This is a genomic window from Microcoleus sp. (genome assembly GCF_041354475.1).
Lineage (GTDB): Bacteria > Cyanobacteriota > Cyanobacteriia > Cyanobacteriales > Microcoleaceae > Microcoleus.
In genome coordinates this window covers 15,854-31,969 of record NZ_JBGJZU010000003.1, presented here as the reverse complement: position 1 = coordinate 31,969, position 16,116 = coordinate 15,854, and the positions used below count along the sequence as shown (strand labels likewise).

The 16,116-nt window shown below is 47.7% G+C and carries 7 protein-coding genes; 5 read left to right on the top strand and 2 right to left on the bottom strand.

Translation table 11 applies throughout. The annotated features are described in order from the left end of the window. Positions 1 to 75 precede the first annotated feature (75 nt). Positions 76 to 1,278, top strand: coding sequence for an argininosuccinate synthase (locus ACBR23_RS01535; protein ID WP_371117389.1), 1,203 nt, complete (start codon positions 76 to 78; stop codon positions 1,276 to 1,278). Between the two features lie 246 nt (positions 1,279 to 1,524). On the opposite strand, the gene ACBR23_RS01530 is transcribed toward ACBR23_RS01535, so the two are convergent. Beyond that, the gene (locus tag ACBR23_RS01530) at positions 1,525 to 6,309 is read right to left on the bottom strand and encodes a glutamate synthase-related protein (RefSeq protein ID WP_371118430.1); all 4,785 of its coding nucleotides are present in this window, start codon (positions 6,307 to 6,309) and stop codon (positions 1,525 to 1,527) included. Positions 6,310 to 6,807: 498 nt separating this feature from the next. Here ACBR23_RS01530 and ACBR23_RS01525 point away from each other — a divergent pair, with 498 nt between their 5' ends. Both ACBR23_RS01525 and ACBR23_RS01520 read left to right on the top strand, forming a co-directional pair. Further along, positions 6,808 to 9,087 carry a phosphodiester glycosidase family protein gene (locus ACBR23_RS01525; RefSeq protein WP_371118429.1) on the top strand — a complete coding sequence of 760 codons (2,280 nt, stop codon included), beginning with the start codon at positions 6,808 to 6,810 and terminating at the stop codon, positions 9,085 to 9,087. A 601-nt stretch (positions 9,088 to 9,688) separates the two neighbouring features. Beyond that, positions 9,689 to 10,261: a GUN4 domain-containing protein gene (locus ACBR23_RS01520; protein ID WP_371117393.1), complete on the top strand. Its 573-nt coding sequence runs from the start codon at positions 9,689 to 9,691 to the stop codon at positions 10,259 to 10,261. Between the two features lie 192 nt (positions 10,262 to 10,453). Here the strand turns inward: ACBR23_RS01520 and ACBR23_RS01515 are convergent, their stop codons facing one another. After that, positions 10,454 to 11,587: a succinylglutamate desuccinylase/aspartoacylase family protein gene (locus tag ACBR23_RS01515; RefSeq protein WP_371118428.1), complete on the bottom strand. Its 1,134-nt coding sequence runs from the start codon at positions 11,585 to 11,587 to the stop codon at positions 10,454 to 10,456. 468 nt (positions 11,588 to 12,055) lie between these two features. Here ACBR23_RS01515 and ACBR23_RS01510 point away from each other — a divergent pair, with 468 nt between their 5' ends. After that, positions 12,056 to 13,267, top strand: coding sequence for an RNA-guided endonuclease TnpB family protein (locus ACBR23_RS01510; protein ID WP_341737587.1), 1,212 nt, complete (start codon positions 12,056 to 12,058; stop codon positions 13,265 to 13,267). 81 nt (positions 13,268 to 13,348) lie between these two features. After that, positions 13,349 to 16,087, top strand: coding sequence for a DEAD/DEAH box helicase (locus ACBR23_RS01505; RefSeq protein ID WP_371118427.1), 2,739 nt, complete (start codon positions 13,349 to 13,351; stop codon positions 16,085 to 16,087). Positions 16,088 to 16,116: the final 29 nt, after the last annotated feature.

The following is a 16,116-nucleotide window of genomic DNA, read 5'->3' as shown; positions in this document are numbered from 1 at the left end:
TGGACCTCTGGCGAACCCCGAAAGGCTGATTCAAAATGGTGCAAGATGTGAGTAAAATACAGGATCTACATACCGATGAGTCGCGCTAAAAAAGTTGTGCTAGCATATTCCGGCGGAGTCGATACCTCCGTCTGCATTCCCTACCTCAAAAATGAGTGGGGTGTAGAAGAAGTCATTACTCTGGCTGCGGATTTGGGACAGGGAGACGAATTAGAACCGATCCGCAAAAAAGCGTTAGCATCCGGTGCTTCGGAATCCTTAGTGATTGATGCTACTGAAGAATTTGTCAAAGATTATGCGTTTCCAGCAATTCAAGCCAACGCACTTTACGAAAATCGCTATCCACTTTCGACTGCTCTAGCTCGCCCGCTGATTGCTAAACTGTTAGTGGAAGCTGCCGAAAAATATGGTGCAGATGCGATCGCCCATGGTTGCACAGGTAAAGGAAACGATCAAGTAAGGTTCGATGTGTCGATCGGCGCACTAAATCCCAAGATTAAAATCTTAGCACCGGCGCGGGAATGGAAAATGAGCCGGGAAGAAACCATCGCCTACGGGGAGAGATGTGGAATTCCATCCCCCGTGAAAAAGTCTTCACCTTACAGTATCGATCGCAACTTACTAGGAATGGCAATTGAAGCCGGCATTCTGGAAGATCCTTGGGCGGAACCCCCAGAGGAAGTTTATTTGATGACAAAGGCGATCGAGCAAACTCCCGACAAACCCGAATATATTGAAATCGGTTTTGACAAAGGTAATCCTGTCACTCTCAACGGCGAAACTGTATCACCAGTTGCCTTAATTACCCAACTCAACGAAATAGTTGGAAACCACGGAGTCGGCCGGATTGACATGATTGAAAACCGGGTAGTGGGGATTAAATCGCGGGAAATTTACGAAACTCCAGCGATTTTAGTATTGATGCACGCCCACCGAGACTTAGAAAGTTTGACGCTGACAGCAGATGTGACGCGATACAAACGCGGCATCGAAGAAACCTACAGCCAAATGATTTATAACGGCCTTTGGTACAATCCTTTAAAAACAGCTTTAGACGCATTCATTCTGGACACGCAAAAGCGAGTAACTGGAACTGTGCGGATTAAAATGTTCAAAGGAAACGCCACCATTGTCGGCCGCAAATCCGAAAATTCCTTGTACAGTTTCGACTTAGCAACCTACGGTGCTGAAGACGAATTTGACCACAAGGCCGCGGAAGGATTTGTCTATGTTTGGGGATTGCCAACTCGTATTTGGTCGGACAAGAATCGCGGTTAGAAACTGTTAATTATAGCAACCGCTAATGCGGTTGCTATAAGTCATTAATCTCACAATCCTGGATGCAACGAGCATCAGTAATATCGAATTATATCAATTCCGCTTGGATCGGAATGATTTAACCGCGAAGGCGCGAAGTACGCGAAGGAAGAGAAGAGAGAGTTTAATACAGGACGATGAAGAGAGGTTTTTATATTATATCAATTCCTCTCTTCATCAGAACTATCTAATTAACTAGCTGCAAAATTAGGCTTCCACAGCAATCTTTGGTTCCGAAGCCTCTGGCGATTTCGCTTCACTCGGTGGCACAACTTGCCAGAATTTAGGCAAATATTCGGCCCAATTTGCCAAAATCTTAGCGGCTTTTTTGCTGTTAGTCCGATCGCGCTGAGCCTGAATCAACTCCTTCAATTGCAACTCACCAGCAGCCGTACAAACCCGCTGCATCTTGACAATCTCCCCGTTGACATGAGCTGGGAAAGTCCCATCTTCATCAAGGAAATAACCCAAGCCACCAGTCATACCAGCGCCGACGTTGCGGCCGACTTTTCCTAACACGACAATCACGCCACCAGTCATGTATTCGCAGCAGTGATCTCCGGCACCTTCAATGACAGCTTTCGCCATGGAGTTACGCACTGCAAACCGTTCCCCAGCTTTACCCGCCGCCAACAGAGTTCCCCCCGTTGCGCCGTACAAGCAAGTGTTACCAACGATCGCATTTTCGGAAGCATCATAAGTCGCATCCATGGGCGGTTTGATGACAATTTCACCACCGTGCATTCCTTTACCAACGTAGTCATTGGCTTGGCCATCCAGTACCAAAGTCATCCCCGGTAAATTGAATGCGCCGAAACTTTGACCAGCCGTACCAGTAAAGTTGAGGGTGATTTGTCCAGTAAAACCGGTGTTACCGTATTGCTTGGTGATCGCACCACTGATTCTTGCGCCGACAGTGCGATCGGTATTCACCAATTTTACACTCTTAGTAACACTGGTTTGATTGGCGATCGCGCTTTGAATTTCAGCATCCGCCAACAAATCATCATCTAACACTGGCCCGTTGGTATGTACGTCGCCGTGGATCAAGAAAGAGCGATCGGTCTTAGTATCAGGTAATTTGGTCAAACAATCCAAATTAATCTCTTGAGTTTTGGTCAACTTCACCCCAGCCCGCATTGTCAGCAAATCACCGCGGCCAATAATATCTGCGATCGACTTATAGCCCAATTTTGCCAACAAACTGCGTACTTCTTGGGCCACAAAGTAGAAGAAATTGACTACGTGTTCCGGCGTACCGGGGAAACGCTTCCGCAACTCTTCCTTCTGGGTAGTAACGCCGACGGGACAAGTATTCATGTGGCAAACGCGGGCCATAATGCAGCCTTCAGCAATCATTGCCACGGTGCCAAACCCATACTCTTCGGCGCCCATCAAAGCGCCTACAATCACATCCCAGCCTGTTTTGAAGCCACCATCAACGCGGAGTAAAACCCGATCGCGCAGCTTGTTTTCCATCAGCACCCGATGAACTTCCGTCAATCCGAGTTCCCACGGAGAACCTGCGTGCTTAATCGAACTAAGTGGAGAAGCACCAGTGCCACCATCGTGGCCGGAAATTTGAATCACATCAGCATTGGCTTTGGCAACACCAGCAGCGACAGTACCAATGCCAACTTCCGACACCAACTTGACGGAAACTCCGGCTTTCGGATTGATTTGATGCAAGTCAAAAATCAACTGTGCCAAATCCTCGATCGAATAAATATCGTGGTGAGGAGGGGGGGAAATCAAGGTGACACCAGGTTTCGAGCGGCGCAAAAAGGCAATATACTGGCTCACTTTCGGCCCTGGCAATTGGCCGCCTTCACCCGGTTTCGCACCTTGGGCCACTTTGATTTCGATCTGTTGGGCGCTCATCAGGTACTCTGGAGTCACGCCGAAACGCCCAGAAGCTACCTGTTTGATGGCACTTGAGGCGGTATCTCCATTTTGCAAACCTTTCAAGTGAGGCAGAGTTGCTGACAAGCCAGCCTCGTTGACATCCTTGAGGACATTGTATCGAACAGGGTCTTCGCCACCTTCACCGGAGTTGGATTTGCCACCGATACGGTTCATGGCAATGGCTAAGGTTTCGTGGGCTTCCGGGGACAAAGCACCGAGGGACATTCCGCCAGTGGCGAAACGTTTGACAACATCTGCTACAGATTCTACTTGTTCAATGGGAATCGAAGGGCGATCGCTCGCAAAGTCCAGCAAATCCCGTAAAGCTGTCACCGGGCGAGTTTCAAGCTGTTTCTTGTAAACCTCGTAGTGATCGTAGGCAGTTTCGGCATTTTTGGAACCAATTGGTTCCATTTTTGGTTCAGCCCCATTACCGCTACCATTGCTTCCTTCTTCATTCCCCCCTTGGGGGGGGTAGGGGCGGGTTGACTTAAAGCTAGTCACAGCCTTGTGTAAAGCCTTGGCCATTTCCGGGCTATTCATGTGATATTCGCCACCGCGGCGATATTGAACAAAGCCGTAATTTTCCAGCTTTTTAGCGTTCAATTCCGGGAAAGCCTGGGAGTGGAAAGACATCACCTCGTGGGCTAGTTCCGCCACCGTCAAACCGCCGATGCGAGACACAGTGCCTTTGAAACCCAAATCTAGCAAATCGCCGCCAATGCCGATCGCCTCAAAAATTTGCCCGCCTTGATAGCTAGACAGCAGGGAAATCCCCATTTTCGACATAATCTTCAACAGCCCATTTTCCACCGCTTTGCGGTATTGAGCTTGAGCCGTTGTTACCGTAATATTGGCTACTTTGCCGTGTTTCATCAAGTTTTGAGTCTTGGTGTCAGCCCACCAACCGCGCACGCTTTCGAGTGCTAAATAAGGACAAACAGCAGCCGCACCGTAACCGATCAAACAAGCAAAATGGTGAGTGCTCCAGCACTGGGCGGTATCGACAATTAGGGAAGTTTTCATCCGCAGCCCTTCCTGGATCAAGTGGTGGTGTACCGCACCAATGGCTAGGAAAGGTGGAATATAAGTGCATTCTGCACTCAAACCTCCTTCTTCATTCCCCCCTTGGGGGGGGTTGGGGGGGGTTTGCTTCGATGCTCGATCGCTCAGAATCAAAATTTTAGCTCCCGAACGCACCGACTCAGCAGCTTCTTGACAAAGTTGAGCCACGGCATTTTTCAAACCTTCCGGGCCTGCCACAATGTGGTACAAAGTTGACAACACCTTAGCGGGGAAAGACTTTTGCTCTTGCAACCAAGACAATTCATTTTCGTTGAGTACAGGAGAATCTATTTTCAGCCGTTTGGCGTTTTCCGGCGCTGCTGAGAGTAAATTACCCCGCAATCCCAGATTCATCGTCAGAGACATCACCATCCCCTCGCGCAGGGGGTCAATGGGTGGATTGGTGACTTGAGCAAACCGTTGTTTGAAATAGTTGTACAGCAACTGAGGTTTTTCTGACAACACAGCCAAGGGAATGTCATCTCCCATGCAGAAAGTGGGTTCCTTCCCAGAGCTCGCCATCTCCACGATCACCATATCCAAATCTTCAGCGGTGTAGCCAAAAGCAGTTTGAGTGGCTAATAGCGTTTGGGTGTCGAGGCTTGGGCTTTCGGCAAAAGGTTGTGGTTCCAAGGTTTCTCGGTGTTGTTGCAACCATTCACCGTAGGGATGTCGCTTGGCTATCCGCTGTTTGAGTTCCCAATTTTTAAGAATTTCCTGACTTTGTAAATCGACTGCGATCATTTGTCCTGGCCCTAAACGGCCTTTTTCGACAATATCTGCTTCTGGAATATCGACGACACCTGCTTCGGAGGCGACAATCACCAAACCGTCTTTAGTAATGCAGTAGCGGGCTGGCCGTAAACCGTTGCGATCGAGAGTAGCACCTACTTGTTTCCCGTCGCTAAACACCAGGAGGGCCGGACCATCCCAAGGTTCTTGAATAGCGCTGTAATACTCATAAAAATCGACAATTTCGGGATAGGAAGCCAAATCCGGCTGATTTTTGTATGCTTCCGGCACCAGAATTGTCAGGGATTCCAGGGGAGAACGGCCGGAGTGAACCAGCAGTTCCATCACGTTGTCCAAGTTTGCCGAATCGCTGCTTTCTGAATTGACAATGGGGTTGAATGTGTCGATATCAGCTTCACTCCAATTGGGGTGAGCTAAATTGGCTTGTCGCGCCTTCATCCAGGTAATGTTGCCCAACAGCGTGTTGATTTCGCCGTTGTGTCCCAGCAAGCGCATCGGTTGAGCCAAGTGCCAGCGGGGCATGGTGTTGGTGCTGAAGCGTCGATGATATACTGCAAAGGCGCTTTTGTAGGCGGGATTTTTCAGGTCTAGGTAAAATTCTCCCAATACGGCTGATCGCACCATACCTTTATATACGATCGTGCGGCAGGAAAAAGAGCAAGAGTAAAAGTCTTGGCGAGTGAAGTCCGCGAGATTGGACAGGGTGTGTCCGATGGCGCGACGGGTTAGAAATAACTGGCGATCGAGTTCGTCGCCCTGTAATCTGGGTGAACTAACGATTACTTGTTCGATTTGAGGTTGATTTTCTAGCGCTTGGGGACCCAAAACTTTCGGGTCAACAGGAACTTTTCGCCATCCCAACAGTGTCAGCCCGCGCGCTTGCAGGTTTTCCTCAACTACGTGTCGCGCGATAGTTGCTTGGTGTTCATCTTGAGACAAAAACAGCATTCCCACGCCGCAATTTTCCTGTCTGGGAGGGATTATTCCCTGTTCTGCGAACCAAGCATTCAACAATTCCCAGGGAATTCCGGTCATCAAACCAGCACCGTCACCGGAATCGGAGTCAGCGCTACAACCGCCGCGATGTTCCAGACAAGTTAAGGCTGGTAAAGCTTTTTGAATTAAGGAGTGAGTAGCTTGGCCGCTTTGGTTAGCAATGAAGCCCACACCGCAAGCATCTCTTTCTTCGATTAGCCAGCTTTGACCGGCATAAGGAATTCCTCGATGACCCTGATTTTGATTTTGATTTCGATCGCTCGTGTTGCCCATGTTGATTGAATACTATTTCGGTGATTGTGTGGTTGATTCGTTATAACTTGAAAACAGAAGGCCACCCAGCGCTGGGAGTCGGGAAAACCTTCAAACAGCCAAAGCCAGCAGATTTGATAAAAAATTACATTGATACTGCCAGTACCTAGCTCTGAAACCCTGTTTGCAGTTTCTTAATTATCTCGATCGAATCGCCTCCGAGATGTCTCATAGAATACCCTGCTGTTAAAAAACACAGTTATTCTCTGGAAAATCGCAGCCTTGCAACCAGGTAAATTGCAGGCCATCGAGTTTTGTGTTTTTTTTTACTTAATCCCCTCCATCAGTCTTGCAGTGCGCTGCACCACCAATGAAACCATGTCTTAATATTATGCAGCTAACTACAGCCAACTACACAGCCAAAGAAATTAAGTTTATCAATAAAATCAGAAATTTTCACCATTGTGCTGTATGGCGTGTTTGAGCGTGAATTGTTTTAAGTTATCAGAGGTAAAAAAAATGCACAGTAGAGTCTCGATTGCGCCCATACTGGCGATCGCCCTAGGTTTAGCCTGGAATCTTGCGGGGAAAGCAGAGAATGAGAAGGCTGGGCTGATGGATGCTTCCACAGCCCGCCAGGGAATGAATTCCCTGGCTAATAGGGAAAGTCGGTTAAAACCGACTGAAATACCCCTCAATAGTCCTCTTCAGAGGACTTCAGCTATGAGACAGGGGTTTCAACCCCTGTCGGACTCTCGCTTTGAGTGGGAGAAGGCTGGGCTGATGGATGCTTCCACAGCCCCCCAAGGCATGAATTCCCTGGCTAATAGGGAAAGTCGGTTAAAACCGACTGAAATACCCCTCAATAGTCCTCTTCAGAGGACTTCAGCTATGAGACAGGGGTTTCAACCCCTGTCGGACTCGGACTCTCGCTTTTTGACTCAATCCCCACCACCCGCTGCCACAATCAAACAAGGCCGCCAAATCTCTCTCAACGGGCGCATCCTTCCCCTAGCTTGGACACAACAGCCCGCAAATAGCATATCGCCGAATATCCGAACTTGGATTGCCGACATTGGCTTAATGCAATCTGCCGGAGTCGATTTGCTCAACACCGCCGATAATACTAAACAGCCCGTACAGTGGTTTTCAGTATCTTTAACGGCAGATCAAAGTATAACAGCGCGATCGCAGGGACAATATCGTTACTTAGATATCACAGATTTTGCCAGACTTGCGGGTTGGCGGATATCTGCCGATGGTAATACTTTGAGCATCACATCTCCAGTGGCAAATGTTACAGGAGTGCGGCAAGCAGAGAAAGAATGGGGCGATCGCATCGTGGTAGACCTCGATCGCAGTGCTCCGTGGCAAGTTAACATTGTCGATACCCCAAGCCCATCCCCAACACCCACACCTAGAGACACTCCAGACGACCCCACAAAGCCCACTCTTCCCCAGACTAAAACCCCCCCAGCGCCAAACCTCGAAACACCAGACGACCCCAGCAAACCAGCCCTCCCGCTCCCGGTAGCACCATCTGCGCCAATTATCGGTCAACAATGGTCGATCGACCTCGATGCCAAAATCGCACCCGCCATAATTCAGCGCGCTTTTCAAACCAGCAAACAATTACTAGCACTAAAAATCGAACCAACCGACACTCAAACCAGAGTCAAAGTCACCATACCTTTAGGTTGGCGTCCGCAAGTTTTCAGCCTCGGAAGTCCCCATCGATTAGTGATTGATATCCGGCCAGATTCCCTAGTAGAAAAAGACATTGTTTGGGCGCGGGGAGTCCGGTGGCGACAACAGTATCAAAACTTAGGAAGCGCGCGTTTTCCCGTTGTTTCGTTAGAAGTTAATCCGCGTCAAACAGGCCTCAAAGTTCGACCAATTTTGAGCAATCCCCCCACAGATAAAGGCACTGCACCTCTGAGGGAAACAGCGGAACTTTCGGGAACGGCGGCTGCGATTAATGGGGGATTTTTTAATCGGATCAATCGGTTAGCTTTAGGGGCAATTAGGCGCGACAACAAATGGCTGGCTGGCCCAATTTTGAACCGAGGGGCGATCGCCTGGAACGATGGTGGTGAAATCTCGATCGCCCGTTTGACTTTGCAAGAAACCTTGATTACTCCGACAAACCAACGTTTATCTATTTCTCACCTCAATAGTGCCTACGTGCAAGCTGGAATCGGCCGCTACAATCCCGATTGGGGAACGACTTATACTCCGTTTTCTGACAATGAGATAGTTGTGACTGTGGTTGGCGATCGCGTTGTGGGGCAAGTTCCCTCTGGTGGGACGGGAAAAACAGCGTTTCCAGTACCAGCCAACGGTTATATTTTAGCATTGCGTTCCAATTTGTCGATCGCCTCTCAACTGACACCAGGCACTTTATTACGTCTGGAAACTCAGACAATTCCGTCAGAGTTCAGTGCTTTTCCTTACATTGTAGGTGGCGGGCCATTGTTGGTAAAAAACAGTAGAGTTGTGCTGAATCCGCAGGCGGAAGGGTTTAGCGATGCCTATGTAAGACAGACGGCGATTAGGAGTGCGATCGGACACAATGCAGCGGGTAATTTGCTGATTGTAACCGTGCACAATCGGGCGGGGGGGGCGGGACCAAATTTCGCCGAACTCGCGCAGATATTGCAGCAAATGGGGGCTGTGGAGGCTTTAAATTTGGATGGGGGAAGTTCGACGAGTTTGTATTTGGGAGGGAATTTAGTCGATCGACCTTTGTCTACGGCGGCGAGAGTTCATAATGCGATCGGAATATTCATTCAACCCTAGTTTGGGAGAAAAATATGTCATTAATTTGACACCAATCAGAACCCCCGGAACCTACCCCCAATCATCTCCGTCACAACTCTTGTTCTGGCGATCGCCCAATCTCAAGTAAAAATTTTTTGAGCAAGATTACTTACTGGTTAAAAATGATACTACACCCAATACGATCCTGTTGACAATAAACTGCGAGCGTATAAGATGTGTAGAATATTTTCTCTATGTATCAGTGACTTAGCTTTGCCCAAATTGACTGTGACTTTTATAACTTATGTAGTCATATTTCGTCAGTGTAATAGCGACTTTTAGTAGCCCTGGTTACTGAAAAAGATGTTTTTCTAACAACTAACATCTCATGCTTTAGTCAAGGAACTATCACCAGAATTACCCTAAAAGACTGATGAAATTTAGAGTTACATAAGCTATAGTAGGCACTATCAACAAATTTCTCTTTCACAGACCCAATCAATGCTGAACGCCTAGGGACTAGATCGCTACGCCACAGTAATATTATCGGATTATCCTGGTCAATTAACTGAGGGCTAAGAGGATAGACTTGGGATTGACAAATATCCATAAACAAACACCAAAAACGTAGGAGTTAGTAATGTTTAAACTGCAAATTAATGACGTTAAGTTAGTATCAGCAGTGGGTATCGATTATAGCAAGTTGCGTAATTTGTTAGAAGCTAAAAAGTGGCAAGAGGCAGACGAAGAAACTACTAAATTGATGCTGCGGGCTGCCAAATGCGAAGAAAAAGGATGGCTGGATAGAGAAAGTATTGAAGAATTTCCCTGCGAGGACTTGCATACCATCGACCAACTTTGGGAAGAATATTCCAACGGTCACTTTGGCTTTAGCGTACAAAATCGTATTTATCAAAGTCTGGGGGGAAGTAGTGAATATGATAGCGATGTTTGGGAGACTTTTCGTTACATAGTGGGCTGGCTAAAAAAGGGCGAAAGGCTCTACTACAACGACCTCACTTTTAGTGAAAAAGCACCAGCAGCTCACCTCCCAGTTGTGGGATTGTTTGTGGGCTTTGTGGGAAAGGGAATTAAGGCGGACTCTTTCGATGGACAGTGTGCGCTTATGGCCGGTTTGGGGGGGGTTGTTTTTGATGCTCTCGCATCAAGACTCTTGAACTGTAACCAATCTGTTCCAGTTTTACCAGAGTGATTATTGACTGTTGACAGTGAGTCAAAAAACTGAAATTTTCCCTGAAGTATTGTGGTGGCTTGAATCGATTTTTAGAATTTTATTTTTCAGGGTAGACCGACTTAGGTCAGTAATTATTGCCTAGTATATCACAGCTAAAACCCAGACTTATTCACCAAATAAGTCTGGGTTTTACGATGGTGTTTACACAAATCAATCCGTCATCACAGATAACACATATTCTCCTTGATTTACTGACTGATTGGTCGAAACATCAAAAATAAAAAGATCCGACTCAGCACAAACATCGACTAAAGTGGGAAAATCTCCATGTTTGTGAAAGCACAGAATTTGATAAAGCCGATCGCCCTTTTTGACAAAACTCCCCAATTTCACTCGATTTTGAATCATCCCGCCCGCAGGCGCGTAATATTCTTTTACCAAATTCTTGGGGGTAAAAATGACTTGATGATTCGCAGTTTCGGGAAGCGGAAATCCATCTATTTTCAATAAACCCTTACTGGCTAAGTAATTTTTGATTCCCCGTAACCCCTTCGCCACCGATTCAGGATTGATTTCCATCCCCGAACCCAATTCTAGAGTCCAAGATTCAATATCAAAGGAAATCGGACTCCCCAACTCTGCTAAAATCCTTTCCAAAGCCAGCCAAGGTTTGAGAAATGCCTCATCAAAAGCATCCCCATCATACTCGTTCATCCAGATGGCGCGATCGAGCAAAAAAGCTTTGGCACTCTCCTCGCGAGAACTAAAACAATAAAGGTAATCTAAACTTTGATTTGTGGAACTGTGCAAGTCCAACACATAGTCAGCATCCAAACATAAAGATTGTAGCTGGTATCGGAAAAGTTCCCTGTAGGGGCGACAACTAGGAGCGTTAATTTTTGCCAACTCTTTGGCAAAACTCAAAGCCATTGCTTTTCTGTAATTAACTTTAACCGTATCGGCATCCAGATTCATCTGAGACTGAGCAAAACCCAGAATATCTTCCCCTTGCTTTTCAAAATCCCAGAAAATTCGGTTCCAATTTACCCCATCATAAAGATTGTAGCGACCAGGGGAAAAATGGTGCGATCGCTGGTTGACACCCAAAGGATTACAAACAGGAACTAGCCAAATTTCCCCGATTAACTCAGTGGAGTCCAAACACCTAAAAAACTCAATCAATTGGTAAATAACCGCATTACCGCTAATCTCAGCGCCGTGGAGGTTAGATTGAAGATAAGCCTTTTTGCCGGGAATCGCACCTTGGAACTGATAGACTTGCAGCGAAAGTCGATCGCCCGAAGCAAGCTGCACCACAGGAATAGTCGAAATAATAGGAATCATAGAGGAGGAAAGTGGGAATCGGGAATCGGGAATCGGGAATCGGGAATTGGGAATTGGGAATTGGGCATAGTTTATTCCTGACTTCCTGCTTCCAGAATTTACCGCCATCCTTCATCCCCCCTTGGGGGGCAGGGGGGGGTAGCGTGCAGCGGGGGGCAGGGGTGGGTGACTTCTTCCTTGTTTAAATAGACACTGGAAGCAAGCGCTCTATCGGCTAGCGATGAGCGTCGGGTAGTTTACATAGCCGATTTGCTAGAGAAGGTTTAACTAGACAGACGGGAATTCCCCCGCTATAGGTGTACTCACTGTCTCCGGTGGGACGGGCGGCTCGTGAGAAGACGATTGCGCCGCTCACTATATGTGATGCGCAGCCAGCAGTAGATGAGCGGTGCATGAGGAAGCGAACAAATTCTTTGCATTTTTATATGATCCTTGATACAATCTTACCAGAGAAGCCGATCGCCGATAATGTATCAAGCCTATAAGTTCCGAATCTATCCGACCACCGAGCAGCAGACGTATTTTGCGGGTGCTTTCGGTTGTTGTCGTTGGTTCTGGAATTATAGTTTGAATCTGTGTCAGCAAACCTATAAAGATACGGGCAAAGGGTTAAGCAGAAGTGTAATTCAAGGATTACTCCCAAATCTCAAAAAAGAGTACCCTTGGTTGACAAATGCTTATTCTCAATCACTCCAAGTAGTCGCACTAAACCTGTCTAGTGCTTACAAGAACTTCTTCGACAAACGCGGTGGTTTTCCTAGCTTCAAGTCGAAGCATGGTAGACAGTCTATTAGTTATCCTCAGAATGTCAAAGTAGGTACAAGTTCTATCAAATTACCTATCATTGGCGAGGTGCATTGCATAATCCACAGAACATTAGATGGCACTGTCAAAACCGTTACTATTTCCCAAAATACTGATGGTAAATACTATGCCTCGCTCTTGGTTGATGATGGACGAAAAACACCGGAAAGTGATACTAATGGCAAGGCTATTGGTTTAGATGTTGGTCTGATAGACTTGGTTGTAACCAGTGATGGTAATAAGTATGCGAATCCTAAGCACCTCAAGAAGCATAGCCGCAATCTAAAGCGTAAGCAACAAAAACTAAGTCGTAAACAAAAAGGGAGTAATACAAGATATAAGGCTAAACGATTATTAGCCAGAGTTCATTCAAAAATCCAAAGAGTCCGGGTCGATTTTCTACACAAACTATCCCGCAAGATAGTGGACGAAAACCAAGTCATTGCCGTAGAAAATCTGAATGTCAAAGGCATGGTACGTAATCCTTGTCTAGCTAAAGCGATTAGTGATGCTGGATGGGGGATGTTTGGGACAATGCTCAAGTATAAAGCTGAGAAATTAGGAAAAATCTACATTGAGATAGACCGCTTTTTCCCTAGCTCCAAGACTTGTAATAATTGTCTCTACAAAGTATCGGAAATGCCCTTGAACCTGCGTCATTGGGATTGCCCTGAGTGTCATAGTCGCAATGATAGAGATATCAATGCGGCAAGGAATATCAGGGATGAAGCCTTGCGGATTCTTGCATTAGGAACTAGTGCTGCTGCCAATGGACGGAATGTAAGTCAACCTGGTAAGACTTCGGTCTTGCTAGATGCTATTCCGGTTGAAGTTGGAAGCCCCCGTCATAGCGTACTCGCGCGGGCAGGTGGGTAGTTCACAATCAACATAGTCCTCTGCTGCCTTGCTGTAAGCAAGATTGAAGCACACCTACTCTAAAACCTTATAATAATCCCAGTGCCAGATACCTCCCAGAACCGCCCAGAGCTGGATCTGAAGACCATATTCCCATTCGAGCTAGATAACTTTCAGAGAGAGGCGATCGCCGCCCTCGATGCAGGTAAATCCGTTGTCGTGTGCGCCCCCACAGGCTCCGGGAAAACCTTAATCGGCGAATACGCCATCCACCAAGCACTCGCGCGGGGGCGTCGCGTCTTCTACACCACTCCCCTCAAAGCCCTTTCCAACCAAAAGCTGCGCGACTTCCGCCAGCAATTTGGGACTGAGATGGTGGGCTTACTGACGGGGGACATCTCCGTTAATCGAGATGCTCCAATTTTGGTGATGACTACCGAAATTTTTCGCAATATGCTCTATGGTACGCCGATCGGGGCTGTGGGTACTTCCTTAACCGGAGTCGAAACAGTAGTTCTCGATGAGTGTCACTACATGAACGACAAACAGCGGGGTACTGTTTGGGAAGAGTCGATTATCTACTGTTCCAGCGAAATTCAACTACTCGCCCTCTCAGCCACTGTTGCTAACAGCGCCCAACTGACAGACTGGATTAACAAAGTCCACGGACCAACAGAGTTAGTTTACTCCGACTTTCGCCCCGTGCCGCTGCAATTTCACTTCGCCAATCAAAAAGGGATATTTCCTCTGCTAGATGAGAGCGGCAAAAAACCTAACATCCGTTTAGTCCCCAAAAAGAAACAGCAAAAACTAGAAAGAGGTAGTATCCCCGTTCCCAGTTTGGGGGATGTTTTGTCTCGGTTGGACGATCGCGATATGCTACCAGCAATCTACTTCATCTTCAGTCGCCGTGGGTGCGACCAAGCAGTGGCAGATGTTGGGAATTTCTCCCTAGTCAACGAAGCCGAAACCGCCGAACTCAAACGCATCATTGACGACTTTTTACAACGGAATCCCGAAGCAGAACGCTTTGGCCAAAAAGAAGCACTTTTAAAAGGCATTGCAGCCCACCATGCCGGCATTTTACCCGCTTGGAAAGGCTTAGTAGAAGAACTCTTCGGCAGAGGTTTAATTAAAGTCGTATTTGCCACCGAAACCCTGGCCGCCGGGATTAATATGCCCGCCCGCACCACAGTCATTTCCACCCTTTCCAAGCGCACCGACAAAGGACACCGACTCCTAAATGCTTCCGAATTCCTCCAAATGGCCGGTAGAGCAGGCAGGCGGGGCATGGACGAGCTGGGGCACGTAGTAGCGGTGCAGACGCGGTTTGAAGGGGCAAAGGAAGCCTCCTATTTGGCCACAGCCAAAGCCGACGCCCTCGCCAGTCAGTTTACGCCCAGCTACGGCATGGTGCTGAATTTATTGCAAACTCACACTCTCGAAGAAGCTCAAGAACTGGTAGAGCGTAGTTTTGGTCAATATCTTTCTACCTTGTACTTGCAGCCGCAGCAAGCCGAGGTAGATCTGCTGCAAGCGGAATTGGCGGTGTTGGAGGAGTCTCTGGCTGCTGGTGGCGATGTGGCTAACTTGGAAAAACAACTCGCCCATTATGAAAAGTTGCAGGGCAGACTCAAGGAAGAGAAACGCCTGCTCAAAACTTTGTTGCAGCAAGCTGAAGAAGCTCGGATGAAGGAGATGTCCGTGGCTGTGGCTTTTGCGGTGCTCGGAACTATTGTCAGCCTCAAAGGTAAACACGTTCCTACTGCTAAACGATCGCACACATCTCCCGTACCCGCTGTACTCGTTGCCAAAATTCCAGGTTCGGGCCAAGCTCCAAATTTAGTCTGTTTGGGCAAAGATAACCGCTGGTATGTCGTCGCCATTAGCGATGTCGCTAGCCTCCATGCTCAATTACCCCGTTTGAGCGTTGCCGATACCATGAGCCCGCCCTCGGAAATGCCCCTGAGACTAGGCCAGTGTCGTTTGGGCACTGAGGAAACTCTTCCTATCGCCCAATCAATCCCAGAATTGCCGGCACTGGAACCGACTACCGAGGCTCAAGACCAACTACAAAAAATCGCAGCCATTGAAGCTAAGCTAGAAATTCACCCTGTTTTAGAATGGGGCAATCCGGGTACTTTGCTCAAACGCCAGCGACGCAGGATAGAGTTGCAAAAGGAAATACGCAGAGGGTTGCAGGACTTAGAAAAGCAACGAGCTCGCTACTGGGAAGAATTTATCAACTTAATTGACATTTTGCTCAATTTCGGGTGCTTGGAAAGGGTAGTTTCTCTCAATGTTGAGGGGGCTGATACCTGGGAAAGATTAGTTCCTACAGAATTGGGTCAGGCTTGCGCTGCCATTCGTGGGGATAATGAACTCTGGTTGGGTTTGTCCCTGATGTCGGCGGAATTTGATGAACTAGACCCCCACCACCTAGCGGCTGCTTGTGCAGCTTTGGTGACGGAGGTTTCCAGACCCGATAGTTGGACTCACTATTCGCTATCTCCAGAGGTTTTGGCACCTTTGGATAATCTCCAAAAAGGCTTACGACGCAGGCTGTTTCAAGTGCAGTACCGACATGAAGCTGCGATCCCGATTTGGCTGGAACGAGATATGGTGACTTTGGTTGAGCAGTGGGCCCTGGGCGTGGAATGGCTGGAATTGGTTAGTCATACGAGTTTGGATGAGGGGGATGTGGTGCGGATTTTGCGCCGCACTTTGGATTTCTTGTCTCAGATTCCTCATGTTCCTCACGTATCTGATGCTTTGCGACGGAATGCTTGTCGGGCGATGCAGTTAATCGATCGTTTCCCGGTGAATGAAGCTGCTAATTGAAGAATAGTTGACAGTGGGCTGTCGCTCCT

What these genes read in the sequence shown, in the direction of transcription:
- ACBR23_RS01525 (WP_371118429.1), top strand. Translation starts at nt 6,808, where the DNA reads ATGCACAGTAGAGTCTCGATTGCGCCCATACTGGCGATCGCCCTAGGT.
- ACBR23_RS01510 (WP_341737587.1), top strand. Translation starts at nt 12,056, where the DNA reads ATGTATCAAGCCTATAAGTTCCGAATCTATCCGACCACCGAGCAGCAG.
- ACBR23_RS01535 (WP_371117389.1), top strand. Translation starts at nt 76, where the DNA reads ATGAGTCGCGCTAAAAAAGTTGTGCTAGCATATTCCGGCGGAGTCGAT.
- ACBR23_RS01530 (WP_371118430.1), bottom strand. Translation starts at nt 6,309, where the DNA reads ATGGGCAACACGAGCGATCGAAATCAAAATCAAAATCAGGGTCATCGA.
- ACBR23_RS01520 (WP_371117393.1), top strand. Translation starts at nt 9,689, where the DNA reads ATGTTTAAACTGCAAATTAATGACGTTAAGTTAGTATCAGCAGTGGGT.
- ACBR23_RS01515 (WP_371118428.1), bottom strand. Translation starts at nt 11,587, where the DNA reads ATGATTCCTATTATTTCGACTATTCCTGTGGTGCAGCTTGCTTCGGGC.